Origin of the sequence: Chryseobacterium sp. C39-AII1 (assembly GCF_039672645.1) — a bacterium.
Classification (GTDB): domain Bacteria; phylum Bacteroidota; class Bacteroidia; order Flavobacteriales; family Weeksellaceae; genus Chryseobacterium.
In genome coordinates this window covers 15,083-39,783 of sequence record NZ_JBDFPQ010000007.1, presented here as the reverse complement: position 1 = coordinate 39,783, position 24,701 = coordinate 15,083, and the positions used below count along the sequence as shown (strand labels likewise).

Annotated in this window: 16 protein-coding genes and 1 tRNA gene; 6 read left to right on the top strand and 11 right to left on the bottom strand. The window is 34.4% G+C overall.

Features of this window, described 5'->3' with window-relative positions:
- Window positions 1-1,042 precede the first annotated feature (1,042 nt).
- Together ABEG63_RS12440 and ABEG63_RS12435 are read right to left on the bottom strand one after the other, a co-directional pair.
- A complete protein-coding gene (locus tag ABEG63_RS12440) occupies window positions 1,043-3,424 on the bottom strand; it encodes a DUF5686 family protein (protein ID WP_346585172.1) in 2,382 nt (793 codons plus the stop codon).
- 220 nt (window positions 3,425-3,644) lie between these two features.
- The gene (locus ABEG63_RS12435) at window positions 3,645-4,958 is read right to left on the bottom strand and encodes a sorbosone dehydrogenase family protein (protein ID WP_346585171.1); all 1,314 of its coding nucleotides are present in this window, start codon (window positions 4,956-4,958) and stop codon (window positions 3,645-3,647) included.
- A gap of 208 nt (window positions 4,959-5,166) precedes the next feature.
- Between ABEG63_RS12435 and ABEG63_RS12430 the strand changes: the two genes are divergently transcribed.
- On the top strand, window positions 5,167-5,526 hold the full coding sequence (locus tag ABEG63_RS12430) for a response regulator (RefSeq protein ID WP_267402653.1): 360 nt from the start codon (window positions 5,167-5,169) through the stop codon (window positions 5,524-5,526).
- 366 nt (window positions 5,527-5,892) lie between these two features.
- Here the strand turns inward: ABEG63_RS12430 and ligD are convergent, their stop codons facing one another.
- From ligD to ABEG63_RS12400, 6 genes are all read right to left on the bottom strand, one after another.
- The gene (gene ligD / locus ABEG63_RS12425; protein WP_346585169.1) at window positions 5,893-7,752 is read right to left on the bottom strand and encodes a DNA ligase D; all 1,860 of its coding nucleotides are present in this window, start codon (window positions 7,750-7,752) and stop codon (window positions 5,893-5,895) included.
- Window positions 7,753-7,817: 65 nt separating this feature from the next.
- Window positions 7,818-8,429: a DNA polymerase ligase N-terminal domain-containing protein gene (locus tag ABEG63_RS12420; protein WP_346585167.1), complete on the bottom strand. Its 612-nt coding sequence runs from the start codon at window positions 8,427-8,429 to the stop codon at window positions 7,818-7,820.
- Window positions 8,430-8,498: 69 nt separating this feature from the next.
- A complete protein-coding gene (locus ABEG63_RS12415) occupies window positions 8,499-9,278 on the bottom strand; it encodes a Ku protein (protein WP_346585166.1) in 780 nt (259 codons plus the stop codon).
- 1,260 nt (window positions 9,279-10,538) lie between these two features.
- Window positions 10,539-10,610: transfer RNA gene (locus tag ABEG63_RS12410), tRNA-Arg, on the bottom strand.
- A gap of 59 nt (window positions 10,611-10,669) precedes the next feature.
- Entirely contained in the window at window positions 10,670-12,433 is a 1,764-nt protein-coding gene (locus ABEG63_RS12405) for a TonB-dependent receptor (protein ID WP_346585164.1), read from the bottom strand.
- A gap of 89 nt (window positions 12,434-12,522) precedes the next feature.
- Window positions 12,523-15,486, bottom strand: a complete 2,964-nt coding sequence (locus ABEG63_RS12400; RefSeq protein WP_346585163.1) for a tetratricopeptide repeat protein — start codon at window positions 15,484-15,486, stop codon at window positions 12,523-12,525.
- Window positions 15,487-15,735: 249 nt separating this feature from the next.
- Between ABEG63_RS12400 and ABEG63_RS12395 the strand changes: the two genes are divergently transcribed.
- Together ABEG63_RS12395 and ABEG63_RS12390 are read left to right on the top strand one after the other, a co-directional pair.
- A complete protein-coding gene (locus ABEG63_RS12395; RefSeq protein ID WP_346585161.1) occupies window positions 15,736-17,406 on the top strand; it encodes an amino acid permease in 1,671 nt (556 codons plus the stop codon).
- Window positions 17,407-17,534: 128 nt separating this feature from the next.
- A complete protein-coding gene (locus ABEG63_RS12390; protein WP_346585159.1) occupies window positions 17,535-17,900 on the top strand; it encodes a DUF962 domain-containing protein in 366 nt (121 codons plus the stop codon).
- A 190-nt stretch (window positions 17,901-18,090) separates the two neighbouring features.
- Here the strand turns inward: ABEG63_RS12390 and ABEG63_RS12385 are convergent, their stop codons facing one another.
- A complete protein-coding gene (locus ABEG63_RS12385; RefSeq protein ID WP_346585157.1) occupies window positions 18,091-20,112 on the bottom strand; it encodes a hypothetical protein in 2,022 nt (673 codons plus the stop codon).
- 150 nt (window positions 20,113-20,262) lie between these two features.
- Between ABEG63_RS12385 and ABEG63_RS12380 the strand changes: the two genes are divergently transcribed.
- Complete coding sequence (locus ABEG63_RS12380; protein WP_312390952.1) at window positions 20,263-20,616, top strand: DUF4377 domain-containing protein; 354 nt, start codon at window positions 20,263-20,265, stop codon at window positions 20,614-20,616.
- 27 nt (window positions 20,617-20,643) lie between these two features.
- Entirely contained in the window at window positions 20,644-21,000 is a 357-nt protein-coding gene (locus ABEG63_RS12375; RefSeq protein WP_267402643.1) for a DUF4377 domain-containing protein, read from the top strand.
- A 44-nt stretch (window positions 21,001-21,044) separates the two neighbouring features.
- Here ABEG63_RS12375 and ABEG63_RS12370 read toward each other — a convergent pair whose 3' ends face one another.
- Window positions 21,045-21,986: an SPFH domain-containing protein gene (locus ABEG63_RS12370; protein WP_267402642.1), complete on the bottom strand. Its 942-nt coding sequence runs from the start codon at window positions 21,984-21,986 to the stop codon at window positions 21,045-21,047.
- Window positions 21,987-22,169: 183 nt separating this feature from the next.
- Here ABEG63_RS12370 and ABEG63_RS12365 point away from each other — a divergent pair, with 183 nt between their 5' ends.
- On the top strand, window positions 22,170-23,243 hold the full coding sequence (locus ABEG63_RS12365) for a nitronate monooxygenase (protein WP_346585154.1): 1,074 nt from the start codon (window positions 22,170-22,172) through the stop codon (window positions 23,241-23,243).
- Window positions 23,244-23,332: 89 nt separating this feature from the next.
- Here the strand turns inward: ABEG63_RS12365 and ABEG63_RS12360 are convergent, their stop codons facing one another.
- Window positions 23,333-24,688, bottom strand: a complete 1,356-nt coding sequence (locus ABEG63_RS12360; protein WP_346585344.1) for a deoxyguanosinetriphosphate triphosphohydrolase — start codon at window positions 24,686-24,688, stop codon at window positions 23,333-23,335.
- Window positions 24,689-24,701 lie beyond the last annotated feature (13 nt).

Below are 24,701 nucleotides of genomic sequence, written 5' to 3'. Positions count from 1 at the left end.
AGCAAAAGCTCTCTTTTATATTTTACACCTTTAAGTAGAATTTGAATTATTATATAGATTTTTTAGATTTGAAAGTTTCATAGTTATAGTTTTATAATTTTGCTGATAAGCATAGGGTTATAACATACAATAGTGTAGTACTGTAGTAATAGTTTAAAAAAAATATGATTAATCAGCGTATGTCTCTTGGTTTCTACGTATCAACTTGATAGATGAAGGCTAGAGTTAGCAAATAAGTATTCATGGCTTAGTTAGTTTATAAATTAGAAAATTAACAAATTATATTGATAACCTCGTGCGAGTTAAGTGAAAACATACAATTTATCAAATAAAACATTTTATAATTTTATCAAAAAAAGTATCTATAACAATAAATCAAGAATCAATCACGCCGAATAAATTAAATTCGTAGTTTTTTATGGTTGCTAAGATGGTTAATTACTTATGCATGTGTTTATTCTCACAGCTATAAATCGGTAAAATTATGAAAACTCTAGAAACAACAAATCCTCATAAAATGAGGATTTGTTAATGAAAAAATATTTGGTGATTTGATGGTCTTTTAAAAATATTCTCAGATTGCTCCGAGAATATAATCCCTTAGTTATGTCTATTTTTTTAATAGCCGCGTTTAGGTATTCAAAAGCAGTGCCAAAAATCAAATTATAATTTAATTTATCTATAATTATCACATTTTTTTAAATCACATTATCATGATATAATAATTAGAATTCCATTTATTTTAAATTTAGAAATTACTGTAAATCTAAATCAATAAGAGATGAGTGATAATGTCAATAATAATCCATTTTCTTTTTTTCTCAGAACTTTCCAATTTCTTTAACATTTTTTTACTAGTGTTCGACATCCCAACATAATAGAGATCGTCTATATACTTTCAATTTTTTACATCAGCTTGTGATGATCTATTTTATCTCATATAAAAATCCGTCCATATTACATCATAATAAAGGCGCAATAACCTCAAGTCTTTTAGGCAAAAGCTGCTTAAAATTCATTTTGATTAATCTCAAATATTTTCTTAAAAGCCGAGAAGTTTCAGTTTAAACTGTATTGCAAAATTATTTTTAAAAGAGGGTGTATTATAATAGCCAAGACGATAGAAAAATCCGAGATTAAATTGAGAGGACAGAAAATTATTCCACTCCAGACCGACTTCATTGTATAGATGATTCAGCTTTTCAAATTGAAACTGATGATCCGCTGCGTTTTTCATGTTACCAATAATTCCACGGTAGATAAAGTCGAAGCTTGACACATTTTTACCGAAACTTTTAAAATACCACGGTATACGGTGGGTAATATATGTGCCAACAAATTTATCACTGAAATATCTACCACCCTCCATCGTGGCAAAACCAAGGTAGGAAGCCAGGTTAAAATTAAAACCTGCTTTACCATTGGCGAGGCCATTCATTGTAAAATTCTTCCAAACAGGAGCATCACCGAAAATAATTCCTCCATAAGCTCTGATTCCCGTGACACCGATTTTTGTTTTAAAATTATGAGCAATTAAGGCATCAAATCTGCTGAACGTCATGTTCCCATTCATTATTTTAAGCCCCTGTTCATAGTTAAAATAAAATTCTGGAAAACTCTGTTCAAACGTATATTTGCCGTTTGGAGTCATCATATTTTTAGAATTAGGAGAATATTTAAGGGTTATGAAGGCAGAAGTGAAATCGAAGCTATTTCCGAGATTTTTGTAGCTGTAGGCGAACTTTGATTCTTCATTCGACTTTTGCGCGGCTAAATTTAACGTTAACCCATTTGTTAAATCGTTTTCATAACTCACTTTGAAACTTTCAAATTGATAAAACACATTGTTGTTGATGGCAATTCCTGAATTCATAAGTTTCATTCTGAAATTCCATAGATTTTCTGAAAACCTTCCTGCAACCATGACATCATTTTCATATTCAAGACGAAAAAACGAATTCTTCTGAAGTGTTGTACGAACATCCATTCCAGCTCCGAATTTTACTCTCTTATCATATATTCCATATGCAAAATAAACATCCGGAGAAATATATTTATTGAAACGGTCGTTCAGTTTTACGCCTGCTCCTAGCCTGAAGTGTTCGTATTTGTTATAACCGACCACTTTAGACAGATCAAAATCAAAAACGCCCAATCTTAAATTACCTTTTAACAGTCCGATAAGTCCCTTTACTTTCTGATCTAATTCATACTTGTTGCTTAGACTGTCGATTTTATCATAGGCTAGTTCTTCACGGGTGCTCAGATCACTCGTCCGGTATTGGTCCATCAGGCTTCCGTCTGAATTTTTAACGGATAAAGTATATCCTTTAAAGTCTTCTGCTTTAAATTCTACCGGGGTATGAATATTGAAATAATCTGCTGTTGCGTACGCATACGTCCCGAATTTTTTTGAGTCATTACGTTCTTTTCCTTTGTTTTCATTATTTTTTCCTGATCCCAGATTAAGATTTAATAATGTATTATTCACCTTCAGTTTATAATCTTCTTTCAGTAAAAACCACTTTTTATCGACAGGAACCCAGACACTGGTAATAGCGCCCTCATTTTGCATTTTGCTATTGCTCTGTATTTTTTTTAGTCCATAGGTCTGTTTATCGACGTACAAATATCCTGAATATTTATTCTGGGTCCTACTGTTGTTATTTCCGACCTGTCTGAATCTGATGATGTAATTTTCTCTACTGTCAATTTCAATAGAATCGGTAAGGAAGAATCTGTATAAATTTCGGTTTTCTTCTTTAATTTCTTTGGGAATCTGGTTTCGGTTAGACCGGAATGCAATTAATTCGTAGATGGGCTCTCTAAGTCCGGAAACCTTATTATCTAAAACATTAATTTTCTCTCCATATTTTTTAGAATAGTTAATCTGAGAGGCTCTCTCCCATAAAAACATTTTGCTCTGTCCGGCCAGACGTTCCAGGTTCAAAGACTCTATGGAATCTTTTTTTTCTTTTTTTCCAAAGTTTTTCTGCGGAAGGCTTTTTAAAGAATCCATCTTTTTGGCAACATATTCCTGGTAATTTACAATACTGTCCTGATCGAGATCCAACGATATTTTTTCGTAGGACATATAGGAATAGGAATCTAAACTTGAGGGCGAATTTTCCGGATAGTATTCGTTAACCTTTTTTAGAATCTCTAGAGCTCTGGGATCGCTTTTATCTGACAAAAAAACCGGTTCTATATTTTTTACGGTGGGATTACTTTTGTTAAGTGCTACTTCCATCACCTCATCTACCAACACATATTCTGAAATATACCCTGGTGCGCTAACCTCCACTTTTTTACAAGATGTGGTAAACATTAAATTTCCTGACTGATCACTATTTCCTATCAGCAGTTTATTACAACTTATACGAGCTTTTTGTACAGGCTTTTGGGTGTCTGCATCGCTAACCATAATTTTCGACTGTGAAAAAAACAGAGATGATAAAAAGCTTAATAAGCAGAGAAGATGATATTTATTCATATCGGTAGAGTAATTTGGGTTCTTATAAAAGAAATTATAATTCTAAATTATGATTTACTAAAGTAAACCTTCAAATAATAAGGAAAACCGGCTGATCAATAATAGCCAAAGAAAAAACAACCTCACGGGGTTGTTTTCCTTTGGTGTATCTTTAATTGTAAGAGACCCGCCATACAATTCCTCCTACATCATCTGCTACAAGTAATGATCCATCTGAGGTCTGAAGCACTCCCACAGGTCTCCCGTATACTTCTCCTTTGGCCTCATTGGCGATAAATCCGCTGAGAAAAGGAGCATAAGATTTTGATGCTTTTCCGTTGGTAAAAGGCACAAACGCTACCTGATATCCCACCAACGAAGAGCGATTCCAAGATCCGTGCTGACCAATAAATGCACCGTTTCTGTATTTCTGAGGATATTGATTTGCAGTGTAAAAGGTAAGCCCCAAGGAGGCGGTATGGCTGCCCAATGAAACATCCGGAACGATTGTTTTTTTTACGAGATCAGGGTTTTCGCCCTTTCTTCGGGGATCTTCATGCTGTCCGAAATATGCGTAAGGCCATCCATAGAATGCATCTTTCTTCACAGAGGTTAAATAATCAGGGACTAATTCATCTCCCAGTTCATCTCTCTCATTAACTACCGTCCACAATTCTCCGGTTACCGGATTCCAGCTCATTCCTACAGGATTTCTGAGACCCGATGCATAAATTTTTTCCTGTGTTCCATCTGGATTAATCTCTAGTATATTGGCTCTTCTCACCTCATTTTCCATCCCGTTCTCCCCGACATTACTGCCGGATCCTACCGATATAAAAATCTTTGATAAATCTTTATTCGCAATCATATTTCTGGTCCAGTGGTTATTGTATCCACCAGCCGGCAGATCGAGAATCTTTTTTCCTTTCCCTGTTATTTTCGTATCCCCAGATTTGTAAGGATAGACCCATACTCCATCTGTATTGGCAACATAAAAACGGTCTTTTACAATCAACATCCCGTAGGGTTGATTAAGATTGTCTAAAAAAACTGTGGATGACTCCGGTATACCGTCTTGGTTACGATCTTTGTACAGAATAATTCTGTTGGCGGAGTCTCCTCCCACTTCAGCTTTACTTTTTCCGCTTATATCGTTTTTAACTTTTTCAGTTGCAGAACGCTCGGAGTTAGACAAAACAACAAAGATATCTCCATTGTCTGCCTGTATCATATTTCTTGGGCTTTTTAGTCCCTCAGCAAATCGGGTAACAGTAAAGCCTGCCGGCGCTTTCGGACTTTTATTTGCTGCCCAGCCTATTACCTTACAAAATTTATTTTTAGCACCTTCTTCATCAGGCGCCGGAAGATTTAATGTATCTATCGATGTTAAAACTTTACTACCTTTTTGTACATTACTGGCATCAAGTTTATTGTCCTTACATGAAAAAAAGGAAAGTATTGCTGCAACAAATAAAAAATTTCTCATAAATTATTGATTTAAATGTAGATTTTCATAATAAATAACAATAACCATTCCTTTAAATCATGTATTAAGGTATACCGTTAAAAATATTTCAAAATCTCTTAATCTATATTACAGAAGATTTCTGATGGCATAATCACTTTTGATATAAAAAATATAAGCATAATACATTTCTTGAGGAGATTGGCTCCGTTTTTGCGAGGACAAGAAAATGAAAACAATTTTTATAGTAGAAGATGAGACAGGCATTCGAGATGCATTGCAATTACTCCTGTCATTTGAAAATTATGATGTACGCTCATTCTCTGATGTTAAAACATTTAATTTAAGAGATAAATCAGCCATTCCTGATCTATTTATTCTTGATGTGAAACTTCCTGACGGTTTAGGAACTGACTTATGTAATAGTATTAAAAAAGACGATTCTACATCGCATATTCCCGTTATAATAATAAGTGCTCATGCGAAATCAGATTTGGTAAAAAAATCCTGTGATGCGGATGAATTTGTGGCGAAACCTTTCGACATCGATGATGTTATTAATAAAATTGAGAATTTAATAAATTCATAATATCTTGTCAATAAAGATATCTTACTAATCTTTTGATAATACATCAAACTGTAAGATACAATATAAACTTTACTGGGTTTCTTTTTTAAAAAACTAATAATCATGTATTTAAGCTCTTATTTAAAATAAGATTTACTCGTCGAGACAGGTAAAAAAATTTTAACAAACAATACAGTAGTCAAATATTAAATCGATCTATGATTTGTAATAAAAAGTTATGGTCAATGGTATTTCAATGTTTACTATTAAAAGTTTAAACTTTCCATATGGAATGAAGTCAAATTTTTACATATAAGTAAAGTGTATTGTTTCTAATACTAAATTGATATAGTTGTAATCTAAATCTACAAAAGTTAAATATATCAATTATGATAATCTATTTATAACTTTTAACATATCAATTCCTTTTCCTAACACAGGTTTGAAAAGATCACCTTTCTCTTTCAGTCGTTCTAATGTATTATAGATATTGAAATCAGTGGGTTTAAGTCCTATTTTAATCTCAGGCCATTCCAAAGGCATAGATACTGGCGCACCGTTTTTCGGACGTAAACTATAGACACTCGCTAATGTCTGACCTCTTCTATTTTGCAAATAATCTAAATATATTTTATGCTTATCTCTTTTTTGAAGACTTCTTTCCAATGTTGTTAAATCAGGTAATTTTTTGTTAACCATCCGCATCAATAGATGTCCAAAATCTTTTACCTGTTCATAAGAATATTTAGCATTCATAGGAATGTAGATATGAATTCCTGAACTTCCGGAAGTTTTCGGATATCCCTCGATTCCGGCTAAATCCAAAACCTCTTTTACAGCTTGAGCAGTTTCTATTACATCTTCAAATGTATTTTTCTCAGAAGGGTCAAGGTCAAGAACCAAATAGTCCGGATTGTCAGCTTTTTGGATTTTACTTGTCCAAATGTTCAATTCTATACAACCAAGATTATTGAGATAAGCCAGGGTTTCTTTATCATTACAGATAATATAATTAATATACTTATCCGAACTTTCTGAAAAAACTTTCTGTGTTTCTATCCACTCTGGTGTCTCTTCTGATGCATCTTTTTGGAAAAAACTCATACCATTGATTCCATTTGGATAACGATTCATAGATTGTGGTCTATTTTTGAGATGGGGCAAAATATATTTTGAAATACTTTGGTAAAAATCTATTACATCACCCTTTGTAACATCATCGTCAGGGAAATAGATTTTATTCTGATTCGTGAATTTCAATTCTTGTTTTCCAATTTTCTTTATCAAATCATCTTTTCCTGCTCTTCTTTTAGGTTCAGATTTTTTCATAATTTCCTTTTTTAATTGATCTTCAGAATTGAATTTTACATCTTTAGGTTCAATATCGTCACGAAGTCTCAAAAAAATCGGATGACGATAAATGTGGTCTTTTGTCAATTCTGTAAACTTGATTTCAGCAACTAATTCTGGTTCTATCCACGTTGCTTTGGTATTGGTTTTTGGTGTGATTTTGAAAACTGATTTTGATATGATAAAAGGCTGCATTTTATCATATATTTCAGAAAGCGACTGATTATTAAAACCGCCTCCCGTATGACCACAAAACACTATTTCGCCATCCAAGTATTTACCCAAAATCAATGCTCCGAATTTTTTTCTTGCGCCTTTTGGTTCGGTAAAGCCACAAATAATGGCTTCATCACTTTTATGGATTTTGATTTTCAGCCATTCTGAGCTTCTTATATTTTCTCTGTAAAGACTTTCGGTTTTCTTAGCGACAATTCCTTCTAATCCTAAATCTTTTGCGGCTTGAAAAAATTCTTTTCCGTTCTCAAGAATATGGTCACTGAATTTTATGACTTCATTTTCTATCAAAGCATCTTTCAATAATTCCTTTCGTTGGAGATAAGACAAACTTTCTGTCGAGTGCCCATTTAACCATAACAAGTCAAAAACCTGAAAAGTCAATGTCATATTAGGATTATCACCGATTTGTTGGAGCCATTGAAAATTAGGTTTTCCTTTATAGTCGTAAGCCACGATTTCACCGTCAAGAACCATATTGTGTTCCTGCATCTTAAGCAAATTCGTTACTTTCTTGAATTTCTGAGAAAAATCAATCCCGTTTCGGGAATATAATCGGATTTCGTCTTTACTCAAATCTGCAATGGCGCGATAACCATCCCATTTGATTTCGAATGCCCAGTCTTTATCATCAAAGGCTTTGTCGGAGACTTTGCAAAGCATTGGCTTAATGAATTCCGAAAGCTTTTTTGCTCCAGAAAGAGCAGGTGCATAATTCTTAAAAGACTTTATTCCTTCGGATGAGTTATTTTTTTTTTACCGTCTTTCTCATTTAGATAAGCGGTTACTTTTGAATTTTTAAGTGTATATTCTTCAGCGTTATAATCTTTATCCACAGCATATTTATCTTTATGCTTGATGAGCAGCCACGCATTATCCTCTTTAGGGTTTTTTATTTTCACCAATGCAAATTCGCCTTTAAGCTTTTTACCATGAAGAATAAATTTTAGTGATTGTTTATGAAGTTCTGCTCTCATTACCAAATCATCACTCTTATCTTTCACTTTTTCAATCGGCTCATAAGTTCCTTCATCCCAAATCTCCACTTCACCGGCTCCATAATTGCCCTTAGGAATAGATCCCTCAAAAGTTCTGTAAGCAAACGGATGGTCTTCTACCATCATCGCCAATCGTTTATCGGAGGGATTCAGCGAAGGGCCTTTGGGAACTGCCCAACTCTTCAAAACGCCTTCCATTTCCAAGCGAAAATCATAATGAAGCCTGGAAGCTGCATGTCTCTGAATAACAAATTTAAGTCTCTTACTACTTTCTTTTTCCTTTCCTTCCGGTTCAGATGTTTCTTTGAAATTCCGTTTTTTATTATAATCTTCGAGTGCCATGACTTATAGATGTTAATGGATGAATGATAATCGATATAAGTTTGCGACGCTGCATATTTTAACTTACAATTAGCTAACTTTTTTCTTTCCTTTCTCTAAACTCGCTTTCAGCATCGCCATCAGGTCAGTTGCTTTTCCTTCCGGCTCTTTTACTTCTGTTAATTTGATTTTTTTACCTTTTGCTTTTTGCTTAATGATCTTCAGAAGATCTGCATTGTAAGTATCTTTATATTGAGAAGGATCAAATTCAGAGGCCAGAGATTTAATCAGCTGTTCCGCCATTTTCAGTTCCGAAGGTTTTGGTGCACTTCCCGAAGGTATTTTTAGATCTTCGAAACTTCGCATTTCTTCCGGATAACGCATTCTATTGACCATTAAAATCTTATCTTCATACGGACGAATTAAACAAAGGATTTCGCGTTCTCTCAAAACGAAGGAGCCCACACCTGCCATTTTCGTTTTCATTAAAGCCTTGAGTAATAATTTATAAGCCGCTTCACCATTTTTCTGCGGTTCGAGAAAGTAAGGGGTCTCAAAAAGCGCCGTATCAACTTCAGATTCTTTAACAAATTGATCAATAGAGAGAATTTTTGATTTCTCTGGGCTTGCAGAGGCAAAATCCTCGTCTTCTAAAATGATGTATTTATCTTCTATTTTATAGCCTTTGACAATATTTTCCCAAACAACTTCTTTACCCGTTTTTTCATTCACTCGCTTAAATCGTATATTGCTTAGATCATTACTATCCAGCATATCTAAATCTAAAGTGCTTGAATCCGTTGCAGAATACAATTTTATAGGAATATTTACTAATCCAAAACCTATAGCTCCGTTCCAAATTGCGCGCATAATTGTGATTTTAAGTTATTGATGTAAAACTATCTTAATCAATTTCTACAATAACTATTCCACAGTTTTCTAGCCATTTGCCATTGGATTAAAATCATTTTGTTTTTTTTCGATAACACTTCGAGAAAGGATCGTTTTGTGAGATTATTTTGAACTGTGTTTTGCAATATGTGCTTCTCAAATTTTATCCATCTCAACAGCATCTTCAAAACTTCTTGTAGCTTCTTCTCCGTAATATTTTAATACAATTTAAAGTAAGCGAGTTTGCCCTTTGTAAGATATGGATGGTACCTTTAGGGAAGAAACCGTTTATGCCGTAGTCTTTTGGCTGGCAAAAGACTTAAAATGAATAAGATGGAAGGCGCAAAAATTAGTAGTACTTCTTTTTACAGGGCAATAAAATCCGGTCTACATTGGTAAAATATATATTAAAGCATACAAAGACGAGGATGCCTGTATTGTTGAAGCCAATCATGAAAGTTTGATTCCAGAAAACCTATTTTATAAAGTGCAAAATGTTTTAAGCGGAAAAACTTTGCCTGAAAGACCTCAAGGTAAAATTATTGCAGCTAATGAATTCCACTAAGAGGATTTTTAAAATGTCCACGATGTGGAGGACATATTTCAGGTAGCGGATCTAAAGGCAAGAAAAATGTTTATTATTACTATCACTGTAATGCTAAGTGCGGCTATAGGCATAGCTCAGACGAAGTTAATTCTGCCTTTGAAAAAGAATTAGTAAAATATGATTACCACGAAAGCATAAATACATTATTAAAAGAAATAATATTAAGCAATTTTAAATACATACAGGAAAATATTGATGGTAAGAAAAAGGAACTTTCCGAACAAATTGTTAATTTAACCAATAGGCTATCTAGCGCTAGAGAAAAGTATCTCGAAGATAGATTAGATTTTGAGGATTATCAGATTATTAAAAATGAAAGTAAGAAAAAAATTGATGAGCTTGAAATGGAACTTCAGAATCAAAGGCTATCACGTAAAAATACAGATATTAGAGCAAAGCTTGATCAAGTTCTAAACATTTTGCCAAACCTTTCTCAACTATACATTAAAGGTGATAATGAGACAAAAAATTCTATATTGTGTTCGATTTTGGCCGAAAAACTTGAATTTCAAGAAAATGCTTTTCGAACACTTAAATTGAATTCCGCACTTACTCAAATAATACTGATTCACAATCAGTTACAAAGTAAAAAAAAGGAAAGAACACTTCTAAAAGTGCTCTTTCCCGCAGAGTGACCGCAGAAGGATTCGAACCCTCACTGTCGGAGCCGAAATCCGAAGTTCTATCCATTAAACTATGCAGCCGGTTTTGGGCTTGAGTGTTGGAGAGTAATTGAGTTTAAAAACTCTTCAACACTCAAATATTAAAACGTAATCTTCACACCTCCCAAAATCTGTGCACCAAGAACTTTATATCCTTTGTACGTTTGGTATTTTGAGCTCAAAAGATTATTTCCGATTGCGAAAATACTGAAATTTTTGTGAAATTTATACTCTGCCGAAAGGTTTACATCTGCATAGCCACCCACTTTATCGTTGGTATTCTCTGTAGACTGGTAGAACACCGGCGCCGGAACTCCCTCAATAGCAAATGAATTCGTTGTTCTGTCGCTGGCAAAAATACCTTTGAAACCTAGTAATAATTTTTTATCTAACATCGTATATTTTGCTCCGATGCTTGCGTTTAACAACGGAACATTGTAGATATTTTCGTAATTTTTAAGATCATATTTCGTAAAACCAATCTCCCCATCGATGATTAAATTAGCTAGAGGGAAATATTGTAAATTTGCTTTAATGTTGCTTACATTTCCATCATCATAAACAGCAGAGAAGGTATTCGCATAGTCGTACGCAGAACGGTTTACAGCATCTCTTTTGAAAAGATCATTTCCTTTAAAGAACATCACATCGCGCATTTTTGCATAGCCTGCAGAAACGTCATACTTGAACATTTCATCGATATCACCTCTTAAACCTACATAAAAATGATATTTTGTTTCCGTTGGCTTCAGATATTGGTCAGAAAGAATAAAAGGATTTTGCTGAAGCAATTCGCTGTACGTATTTAGTTTTAAACCTCCGTCAATACCTCCGTAAAATTTAAATCCGTTGTCAGCAGCAAACTGAAATTCTGCCTGTGGAAACCAATAGGTCTTATTATTCTTTAATTGTTCCGCTAAAATAAGGTTTGAATTTTTAGCATTCAGGAAAGAGAAAGAAGAACCTAACATTAAATAAGAATCACCCTTTCTGAACGTCACTTTAGGCGCTAAATTCATATTGAAAAAAGTCGCTGAATTTTTATTTTCTAAAGCGAAATCTGTTTTTACACTTTCTAATCCAACTCCAAGATCAGTATTCAGATTAATTCCTGATTTCCCAAGTTCTACCGCATGTTTAGAGAAATTAGCCAAGACAGAAACTTGGTTTTCCTGTGCATCAAAATGATCTTTCAAAAATGACGATTTTACTCGTACATCATTTAAAATTTCATTAGAATAAAAATCATAATAACCATTTACTTTAAACTGATTTACTTTTTGCTTTAAATCTACATCAGCAGCTGGTTCTAAAGCATAAATTCCGTAATAGTTATAATTATTTAAACCATATTCGGCATTTACGTTAAATTTTCCTTTATCGCCGTAAGAGTTTAAGAAAGCACCAATAGTGGCATTGCTTTGTTTAGAATCCCACGCATATTCCTTTTTAAGACCTTGAGTCGAAAGGAAATGTACATCGGCACCTACTTCAATTTTATTTTGAAGCGTTTTTGAAATATTGGCATCACCTAAAATTTTGCCATAATTTCCCATTCCAAATTGTACGTAATTATTCTGCGCACTTCCTTCAAATTTCGGAGCCACATCTTCACCCTGAATGGTTGAGGTTTTGAAATCAGAAACCGCAGGAACATCTGTAATTGTATATTTTACAGGGTTTTGAGACTTCTCTTCCGGTGGATAATTCTTAATCGTTTCAACGGAAGTTTTCTTTTTTTCGATCTTTTTTACTTCTGGTTCTCTCTTTTTATTAAGAATCAGTTTTTCTTCTTTGATCTGGGAAAACGCTACCGACGAAAACCCTAAAAATATGATGGATAATAATTGAATTCTTTTGTTCATTACTTTTTGTATTTAAGCATTTGTGTAGAAAATATTATGGTTTTTAAAACTTCACGAATATTTTTTACGTTAATACATTAGTACACTTTTTACTTTTTAATCGACTTCTTAACTTCTTTTGCTTCTGCTACAATTTCAGGGAAATCTTTATAATTTTCGATGATTTGATCGCATGTATAACTTGCCTGATAATTGTCTTTCAATCCGACATAGTTTTTCGCCATCAACACCAATGCTTTTGCACCCCAAAACTCTTCTGAAGCATAATTATTAGCCAGTTTAAAGATCGTTTCGTTTGAAGATTTGAAAGCTTTTCCTTTGTTCTGATAATAGGCTTTTGCGTAAAGAGCTTCTGCTGCTACCGAAGTATTTGAAGACTTTTCAAGAGAAGTATAGGCCGTTTGTGCATCTTTATCTTTTCCTGAATTCATAAGGCTTCTCGCTTTAATCACTTTCGCTGTTTCAATAACAGCCGCAGAATTTTTATTATTTGCGATTACATCATTGGCTAGTTTTTCAGCTTGTGCAAAATTCTTTTCATCAGCATAAATCTTCATCAATTCTACATTTGCATAGTTTTTAATGCTGATGTTTGATGAATTTCTGATGTTCTCAAGATATTTTTTAGCTTCGTTATTATCACCCTGGTTAATATAAATCTGAGCAATACGAGTCTGTGCATCATCCTGATAATCGTTCTGAACGCTTGCTACTTCCTGCAGCACAAGCAACGCCTTGGTTGTATTTTTAGTTTGATAATAGCTTTCTCCAAGCTCGTATTCAGCCTGATAAAGACCTTCACCTGTCGGGTTTTGCGTTAAATATTTCTCATAATAAGAAATCGCATTTTTGTAATCTTTTTTAGCAAAATACTGCTTACCGGTAGAAAGGTTAATCTCATCGATTTCGGCCGCATCTACATTTACTCCTACATTTCTTGCAAAACTTTCATATCCTGCAACATCGCCATTTTTCGTAAAGATTGGTTTTGCCGCCTGCACAATTTTCTCTGCGTATGCTGTATTTTTATACTGCTCACCCAACGTTTTCAATTCAGATAACGCTTTATCATTTTGATTCTGATCGATATAATTCTGCGCTCTGTAGATAGATGCATTTGCTATCAAATCTTTATCAGAAGACGTTTTAATCACTTTTCCGAAGAAGTCGTTTGAATTGGTAAAATCATCCTGAGCCGCGTAAGCCGTTCCGATTTCATATTGAGCATCATCATAATATTCCGATCCCGGATATTTTGATAATAAATTTTTAAGATTGGTAATTTTTGCCTGAGTATCCCCTTTAAATCCTAAAGCCATTGCTTTTTGGTATAAAGTATAATCTGTTGCATCTTCGTTTTTATCGTAGATCGCGATAGCTTCATTCAGATTATTATTGGCATAATTAATATCTGCCAAACGAAGCTCGGCATCATTTTTAAACTCAGTTTTCGGATTGCTTAAATATTGTTTGAAATACGTTTCTGCCTGATCGAATTTTTTAGATTTAAAATAAGCATATCCCAAATCGTAAGGCAATTGTTGTTTTTCAGGGAAGTTTTCGTTCAGCAATTTTTCATAACGGGCAATTGCAGAAGGATAATTTCCTTTTTGGTAATATACCTGCCCTAACCAATACAACGCTCTGTTGTTGAATTCTTTATTAATATTAAATCCTAAACTTCTCAGGAAATACTGCTCTGCTTCGTCATAATTTCCTTTGTTGAATTCTTCCGTTCCCAATAAATAAGAAACTTCCTGATCCACTTTGTCGATATCGGGAGAAGAATTCTGAAGTCTATCGATCGCGTTCAGGGTTTCTTTATAATTTCCTGAATATAAATAGGATTTCACCAAAAGCGATCTCATTTCCGGAGCATTCGCATCATTTTGGTTTTCGTTGATGTATCTTTGAATTACCGTAGACGCACTTTCAAACGGGTTTCCGATGTCGTAGCTCAGTTTAGCATATTGTTCATGCGCCAGTTTTTTAACTTTAGCATCATAATCCATCTGATAAGACGAACGGAATGCCGAAAGCGCTTCCTGCTTTTTATCAACTGCCAAATACGCATTTCCAAGCTGATAATAAGCATTTTGAGCCAATGCAGAATTGCTGTTTAATAGTTGGTTGTAATAAGAAACCGCTTCGTCATATTTTTTAAGCTGAGCCGCAACAAATCCCATCTCGTAAAGATCATTTTCAGAAGGATTTTGCTGAACGCTCAGATAATCTTTCAAATGAGGATATGCAGAAGTATAATCCTTCTTCATGAAATAACTTTCTCCAATAATTTTATGAACCTCTGCTTTATAAGATTCCGAAATACTTTCGTTCAGCAAGGCGTTTCCTTCAGAAATAGCTTTATCATAATCTTTATCATTATAATACATCTGAACATAGTAAGGACGCACCAGTTTAGAATATTTCGGCTGATCTTTTACAGAATCGAAATACTGAAATGCCTTATCATTCTGCCTGTTCGAATAATAAAGATGTCCCAACATATAAGCGATATCTCCTCTCTGAGAATCGTCAGCTGTTTTGTAAGCTTCTTCCAGAGCATCTGTTGCCCCTTTAGAATCGCCCATCATAAATTTAGCATATCCTAACTTTAAGATATACTGAGTATTTTCTTCTTTTGAAAGCTGATATTGGTTTACTTTTTTCAAAGTTTCCAAAGCTTTTTCAAAATCTTTTTTAGCTAAATAATAATCCGCCAACGGTAAATTGGCCTGTGCAAAATACGCTGAGTTCGGATATTCTTTCATGAAAGCAGTTAAACCCTCTTCCGCATGATTTTTCTGAAGAATAACCCCGATCACGTTATCAAAAAACTGCGCCGCCTCTTTTTTCGAGCGCGACAAATTCTGATTATAGAAATATTGTCTTGCATATTCGAATTGAGAAGCATTATATATTTTGGTCTGATAAAGATTTTCTGCCAGATTAAACCTGTAATTTTCCTTTTGGGTAAAGTATTGTGACTGCTGAGCTTCGGATACACCGAAATACAGCACCGCAGTCGCTAGAAGTATTTTTCTTGATTTCATTTAATTTTAAATTTTAAAACGTGTAAGCTGAAAATCAACTAGATATTTAAAATTTCGGGGAATATTTATCCACAATTTGAAAACGAAAATATTGAAAAGATATTGTATACACAAGCGTTTTAACACATTGTTGATAAGTGTATTATTTTTTAAGACTTCTTAACTTTTCCGTAAGATACCTTAAGAAAATCTAAATTATTTCTGAGAAATAATTACATTTGTTTTTTTCAAAATCAAATATAGAATTGAATGAGTCAACTTTTTAGAAGAAAAATCTATTCAGAAACAGATACATCTACCAGTCTGCTAAGGGTTTTGGGTGTTTGGGACATCGTATTTTTTGGTATTGCGGCGATTATTGGTGCTGGAAGTTTTAGTAGTTTGGGAGAAGCCGTTTTCAGAGGCGGCCCCGGTGTTATTTTGCTATATTTGATATGCGGTTTTGCCTGTGGCTTTACGGCACTTTGCTATGCAGAATTTGCGAGTAGAATTCCTACGGCGGGCTCTGCTTATACGTATGCTTACGCCAGTTTTGGTGAATTAATTGCCTGGATCATCGGCTGGGCATTGATCATGGAATATTCTTTCGGGAATATTTATGTTGCCTTTTCATGGTCTGATTATTTTACAAGTTTCCTGCATCGTTTAGGAATGCATATTCCGGATTATCTGACGTGTAGCTACACAGAAGCCAAGAAAGCAATTATGAATGGTTCTGAAAATAAAGAACTGCTTAACGCTTGGAAAACAGCGCCTTTATTAGGTAATTTAAAAATCATTTTTGATCTTCCCGCTTTGGTAATCAACGGATTAATTACATGGCTATGTTATATCGGAGTAAAGGAAAGTAAAAATTTCAACAACTCTTTGGTAATCTTGAAACTAGCAGTTATTGTTTTGGTAGTTTTGGTCGGTTTTTCTTATATCAATACTGAAAACTGGACACCGGTAAGCCTTGAAACAGGAACAGCTTCATTTATGCCTAATGGTTTTGTCGGCGTTATGAGTGCGGTTTCGGGGGTTTTCTTTGCTTACATCGGTTTTGATGCTTTAAGTGTACTTTCAGAAGAAACTAAAGATCCTCAAAAAACATTACCCAAAGGAATGATTATTTCTTTGGTGCTTTGTACGTTTATTTATATTGCATTAACCTTAGTATTAACCGGAATGGTTGATTACAGAAAGTTCGACGGTGTAGGAGATCCTCTTTCTTTCATCTTTGAAAAAGGAAATGCGAATGTTGCATGGATGGAGCTCACCGTATCATTTATTGCCATCGTTGCCATCACCACTGTATTATTGGTTTTCCAGATGGGGCAACCAAGAATCTGGTACGCCATGAGTCGTGATGGATTAATGCCACACAGGTTTCAAACCGTTCATCCGAAATATAAAACGCCCGCTTTCGCCACAATTGTTACAGGTATTGTAGTGGGAATTCCTATCTTATTTACAGACAAGTCTTTCATTCTTGACTTTACGAGTATCGGAACCATTTTCGCATTCGTATTGGTTTGCGCAGGGGTTTTGGTACTTCCGGCAAAGGAAAAGATCAAAGGAAGATTTCACCTTCCATACATTAATGGTAAATTTATTTTCCCTGTTATTTTTATCGGCGGATTAATTGCTTTTTATTATTGGCAACCGGAATTTTTCCAAAATTTAATGGATTGGAAAGATCCTAAAGAAGGAGAATTCAGAGCTTCTATCTTCTTTTTTATCCTGATTAATATTGCAATCTGCGCTTGGGCTTTCATTAAAAATCTATCCTTAATTCCATTAATCGGATTAAGCTCTTGCCTTTATCTTTTAACAGGAATGAGTCATGAAAACTGGTTCTGGTTCGGACTTTGGTTCGCTATCGGATTGGTGATCTACTTTTTCTACGGATACAAAAACAGCAAGCTGAATAAGGCATAAAATATTTAAAATAATTAGCAAAATCGCGAAAAGGCAATGGTATTACAAACCTGCTTTTTCGCGATTTTCTTTTTTATATTTTGGCGAACTTATTGCTTTAGATTTCTTAATTCTAAACTAAAAACGCCATGTCTGAAAGAATAAAAACCTTCAAAGAATTTTATCAGTTTTACCTTACGGAACACAGTAAAACAGGAACACGGATTTTTCATTTTCTAGGAACATTGCTTGTGTTTTGTGTCATCGGATATGTGATCAGTTCAGGCAAAGAAAGGTTTCTTTGGTATATTCCGATTTTCGGGTACGGATTTGCGTGGTTTAGCCATGCTGTGATTGAAAAAAATAAACCCGCAACCTTCAAATATCCTCTTTGGTCTTTGATTTCTGATTTTAAACTGTTCTTTGAATTGTTGATTGGAAAACAAAAGTTTATAACAAGAAAGATTGAGATTGAGGCTGAAGCCGAAATTGAAAAGGAACAAATTAATCATTAGCCTAAACAATAACGGCGGGTTTGCTTTGCAAACCCGCCGTTATTGTTCAAAAGAGATATTTTAAGATCAATTTTTAATGATTTGTTTGAAAATACTCTGACTACCCCGTCTTTTTGCTTTCGCAAAAATCCACCCCTTCAAAGAAGGGGAATCCAACATTGCGTATATTAACTTCAAGCTTCCAGCCTAACTACTTAAACTTCTTTTTAAAGCTAAATTTCAGCATATTCATCAATCCCGGTTCGATAATATCTACTCCAATTCCGAAATTACTATCTGCTACCGTATGATGGGCCGTTCTGAAATCTTCAAACTGCTCTTGCGGAATTTCTATATTTACTAAAGGATTGTATTCAATATAAACCGTTCCGCCGTTTTTAGTGATTTTTTTACGGCTTTTATAATCAAAATAAGGATTGGAAATCGTACTTTCCTGAACCGTATATTTTTCTTCCGTATCTATTTTCTGATCCGTGTGAAGCGATATTTCATACTTTTCACTGTCGAAATTATGCCAGAAAGGTAAATCTTTATGCATAAAATCTCTTGCTCCGGCTTTTACTACGTTTCGATCAAAATACATCAAAAATCGGTTCTTTTGAGGATCTGTAAAATACGGATTATCGATCGTAGATTGGTATTGAATCGTAAACTCATTCAACTTTTTATCGTCGCTTACAACATCAATTGCAGCATCTTTAAACACATTTCTTACATCTGTTCCGCTTCGGTCGTTAGAATAATTCAAACTGTAAAACAGGAAATTATTCCAGCTGTCTACCACTTCCCTTTTATTGGTATTTTTGAAATATCGTCTCATTGCATTGGCGCGGTTTCCACGATAAACAGTTATCAGTTTAAGATGTCCGGTATCTTCTTTAGCCTTAAATTCTACCTTTTCATCAACACAATAATATGGATATTTATAAGCCTTTCTTTCGTATAATTCCTGATCTTTTTTTACTTCCAGATAATGCATAAAATAGGTAAATCCACGATTTTCAAGATACCCGAATTCATCACGAAGCGTTGCATCCACAAAATGATCTTCACCTTTATGATTAATTTTCACGATCACATGATTGAAGGTAAGCAAAGACGGCAGATAATATTTAATATAGAAATCTGTATGAAAATTCACCAAAACGATTGAAGAATCTACTCCAATATAATCCAAAATAGATTTTAACAGCACAGATTTCGCCTTACAATCTCCCTGCTTGGTTTCATACGTTACAGACGGCTCTTGCGGCTTGTGACCATTCATTTCATTGGCATTGAAAATATAATAGATATTATTCTGAACATATTCAATCGCGAACTGAAGTTTTTCATCGGAATCAGTAATCGCATCTAACTTTTCTACTAAATTCGGAGCGTATTCAGGCAAAGCAGCTTTATTGAAAATCTCCTCATACAATGGAGCAATATAATTCGACAAATCTTTCCAGTTGCTTTCCGTAGCAAAATCTATAAAAGGAAAAATTTCACGATTGGCATCAACCGGATTAATATAATCAACCTCATCAATTACAAATCGGTCACCTTTTTTCAGATAATTAATTTCCGGCTGCAAAACATTGCCCTGCTCATCTCGGAAGAATGTTTTCTTGTAAGCAATCAGCTGATCTCGATCATTAATAAAGGTAAACTTAAAATTACCATACGCCCAATAATTATCCGGACTCACCCAAACGTGTTTTGAAAATTCTTTTCTTAAAAAATCTCTTTCAGTAAAAGCTTTTACACGAGAATCTTCTAAAATAAGAACATCATACAATCTGAGATCTTTAATCGTAATATTAATTTTTTTGTTGCTGCTCAAAACTCCGCCTGCACTTTGATTTTCACTGTCGAAAACTTTAATGCTTGTATCGGGAATTTTATCAATTAAAACCCCATCTCTCAACACACTGATTCGGTGAATATTATAGATTTCATTTTCTTCCACCACCACTTCCGAAACGGAGGCTCTTTCAAGATTAGCCGGTTCATTCAGCGTGTACGCCATACAAACGTATTCACTGTTTTCGGTATTGCTGGTGTAGTATTTTTTGTCTAAAAAATAGCAGTAATCCCTTCCTTCATCAATTTGTTTTTTGGCAAATTCAGATTCTTTTATACGATCAATAAGATCCTGATCTTCAATAATTCCCGCCCACGCTTCAGGTTTTTGAATCTTGTAATTTTCAACTTGAATTTGATTATTCATATTTATATTTTACTATTTTAATTTGTTTGGTTAAAAAATTTAGGGCATCCAAATTAATTAAATAAAAACTAAAAAGCAAGAGTAAAACCACTACAAATGCTTAGATAGACTTCGGCACAATAATTGACAGCTATGGATTAAAATCATTTTATGAGAATTATTAAATCAATTTTAATGGGATTTATTCCGGCTGTAGCAATTTTTTCACTTACGCAGTGTACTACCACTTCGGATGCTACATCATCAAACGGAAATGAAAAGACTTTTATTGTAGGTCCGCAAACTGCCGACTGTACAGGAGTGGCTCCCATGAAATGTCTTCAGGTAAAAGAAACTCCGAATGGAGAATGGACTAATTTTTACACCAACATCGATGGCTTCACTTATGAGCCTGGCTATGAATATGTTTTAAAAGTAAAAACTGAAAAAATTGCGAATCCACCAGCAGATGGTTCATCTATAAAATATACTTTGGTAAAACAAGTTTCGAAAACTAAAAAATAATCAACAACAATTAAAATCCTTACACAAATGAAAAGTAAAACTTTAATTTTGACTGGGTTTCTTGCCCTTTCATCACTGGCCGTATCGGCTCAGAAAAAAGCAAAAGCTCCAAAAGCAAAAGCGAATGTAAAAACCTTCATCATCGGGCCACAGAAAAACCCATGTATGAGCATCAATCAGCAAGGTGATTGTTATCAGCTGAAAACATCAAAAACTCAGAAAAACTGGGAAAATTTTTCACAGCCGATTAAAGGTTTCAAATACACACCGGGATATGAATATGAAATTCAGGTGCGTGCAGACAAACCAAAAGAATCTCTGGAAGGCGCTACAGAAGAATATACTTTCGTAAAAACAGTTTCAAAGAAAAAAGCTAAATCATAGCATTCAATAACAAACCCTCTGAAAATTTCAGAGGGTTTTATTTTTTAGCTGTTATGTTCGTGATCTTTCGGAGGTTTCGGATAATTTCCTTTATTCGCCTCTCCTACTGTATTAGCAGTTGTCATTGCGACAACAAGATCGTTTAACATTCCGCTTGCGGCTGTTGGCGAATTCGGTAATAAAACCAAATTACTTCTGTTGCTCGCTCCCACCGAATGTAAGGTATCATAATGTTGTGTCACCACGATTAATGCAGAAGCTTCGTGAGAATTGATATCTACATTATTCAACATTCTTACAGATTCTTCCAAACCTTTGGCGATTTCTCTTCTTTGGTCTGCAATACCCTGTCCTTGTAATTTTTTAGATTCTGCCTCCGCTTTTGCCACTGCAACGATTCTAATTCTTTGTGCTTCAGATTCATATTCTGCAGCCGTTTTTTCTCTTTCAGCAGCATTGATTCTGTTCATGGCATGTTTCACCTGTTCGTCCGGATCAATATCAGTTACCAACGCTTTAATAATATCATAACCATAACTGTTCATTGCTTCCTGAAGCTCACTTTTTACCGCAATCGCCACGTCATCTTTTCTCACAAAAACATCATCAAGCTTTAATTTAGGAACTTCCGCTCTTACCACATCAAAAACGAAAGAAGTGATCTGATTTTCAGGATTCTCCAATCGATAATAAGCATCAGCAACCTGACTCCTAATCACTTGATACTGAACAGACACTTTCATTCTGATAAAAACATTATCCAAAGTTTTAGTATCGATAATTACATCTAATTGTTGAATTCTCAGGTTTAATCTTTTAGCAATTTGATCAATAATTGGAAGTTTAAGATGTAATCCTGAATGTTTTACGGAAGTAAACTTTCCGAAGCGCTCAACAATTGCAGCAGTCTCCTGCTTTACTACAAAAAACGAGGCAAATAAAATAATAAGTCCGAAGAAAATAACCGGAACCAATAAGTATGTCATAGTTTTAATTTTTTAATGTGTCGTAATAATTTCTGTTTTGTTAAAAAACACTTTCCACTTGGTTTGTTTTAAATATAATAAAAATATGTGAGATGAAGACTGATAATAATCAATTCTGTATTGCTGAAAAGAATTATTAAAAGTATTAATTTTAATATCGCTTTCTCTAAAATCAATACAATCATGTGGAATAAAAACAGAATTACGGAATTATTAGGCATTGAATACCCTATTATGCAAGGTCCTTTTGGCGGAGGATTATCGACGGTTGAATTAACGGCAACTGTCAGTAATCTTGGTGGTTTAGGCGGATTTGGAGCGTATACATTATCGCCCCAGGAAATTTATACTGTTCATCAAGAAATACTAAAAAAGACTGATAAACCTTACAATCTCAATCTCTGGGTAAATGACCACGACATTATTGATGAAAAACAGACTCAGAAGCAATATGAAAGGGCAGTTGAAACTTTTAAACCTTATTTTGATATTTTAAATACAGAAGTTCCAGCTTTACCACCATCTTTTGAATCGAGATTTGAGAATCAGCTGCAGGTTGTTTTTGATATTAAACCTAAAGTTTTCAGCTTTATGTTTGGACTTTTAAATCCTACCATTATTGAAGACCTTCACAAACAGGGAACAATTGTCTTTGGAAATGCGACGACTTTAGATGAAGCCATTGCTTTGGAAAACCTTGGCGTGGATGTTATTGTTGCTTCCGGATTTGAAAGTGGCGGCCATCGACCTTCATTTTTGGATCAATCAGAACTTTCGACGACGGGAACTTTCGCTCTAATTCAATTAATTAAAGATAAAGTAAAAATCCCTGTGGCAGCAGCCGGAGGAATTGCCAATGGTCGCGGAATTGCCGGAGCTTTTACCTTAGGAGCCGAAGCCGTACAAATCGGCACCGCATTTTTAGCCACCGAAGAATCTGGAGCCTTGCCTATCCACAAAGAATTCTTATTTTCTGATGCCGCAAAATCTACAACCCTTTCCAGAGCATACACCGGAAGATTAGGACGAGCCATAACCACAGAAATTACCAGAAATGTATTAACTGCAACAGACGATGTTTTACCTTTTCCTTTGCAGACGACTTTTATGAATTCGTTAAAAAAATCGGCTTTAGAACAGCAGAAAAATAATCTCGTAATGTTCTGGTGCGGACAAATCGCTCCTCTTCTGAAACATAAAAAAGCCACAATTTTAATGAAATCATTGATTGAGGAAGCGAATGAGTTGCTTAAATAACTTGCTGGAAGAGGGAGGCTGGAAGCGGGAAGTTTTTGCGAACGTTATAAACTTCAAGCTTCCAGCCCCCATCTTCTTTTCCAAAAGTTCTAAACCGTCATTCCAATATCGATTCCTTTGATTTTTCGGTAAAGATCGGTTGCATAATTATCCGTCATTCCGGAAACGAAATCGATCACTCCAAGAACCTTCTGATAATCGGTTCCTTCATCGTAAACAAATTGTTTTGGAAGTAATTTTAATGCTTTTGTATCGTAAGATTTTCTATTTTCTTTAGACTTTAAAATAGATGGAATAAAATGATCCAGCAATTCGTACATTACGTTATAGCCGGCATTTTCAATTTCTACAACTGCTTTATGATTATAAATTTTTTCGATAGAGAAAGATTCAATATCCTGTAAGGCATTGTTTTCAGATTTATAAATATCCAAAAGCCCTTTATCTAAATTTCCTTCAAGAATCGTATTAAAGTTATTTCTATACAACTCCAACGATTTATTAATTAATGCATTAATTACTTTTGCTCTTAAATAAGAAATTTGTTCATTTTCATTTCCGATAGAATCCAGCTTATCTTTTACTCTTTTGATATCGTCAGTTTCAGATTTTACGAGTTCGAAAAATAAATTTTTACAGTCCGCTGTAGAAACAATGCCCAAACGGTGAGCATCTTCCATATCAATTATATTATAGCAAATATCGTCAGCCGCTTCTACCAACCAAACGAATGGATGTCTTTTGAAAATATACGGTTCTTCGCTTTCTGAAATTAAATTGGTTCCTTTTGCAATTTCTAAGAAAATATCTTTTTCATTTTGAAAAAAACCGAACTTTTTTCTATGAATAATTCCTTTCTTTTTTGCAATCGCTTCACAAGGATATTTTGCAATACTTGCTAATGTAGAGAACGTTAACTGAATTCCTCCCGCATCTTTCCCTTGTTGTTGTTGAGCCAAAACTCTGATGGCATTGGCATTTCCTTCAAAATTTACCAGATCTGCCCATTCTTTTTCGTTGAATTTTGGCTTTAAATCAGACTCATTTCTTTCAAAATAGCTCGCAATCGCATCTTCTCCCGAATGTCCAAAAGCCGGATTTCCCACATCATGACACAAACAAGCTGCCGCGATTACATTTCCTAAATTATGAAGGTAAAAACTTTTGGAATCTTCCGTAAGGTCATTTTTATATTCGTCATGAATAAACTCGCCCATAACACTCCCCAAACTCCTTCCCACAGAAGAAACTTCCAACGAATGCGTTAAACGGTTGTGTACAAAAACACTTCCCGGAAGCGGAAAAACCTGCGTTTTATTCTGCAGTCTTCTGAAAGCCGATGAAAAAATAATTCTGTCAAAATCTCTCTGAAAATCCGTTCTTGAAGCTTTTGTATGTGGATTGTTTCCGGTACGCTGATTGGTGAAAATCTGGTTTAAGTTCATCATTTTTCAAAAT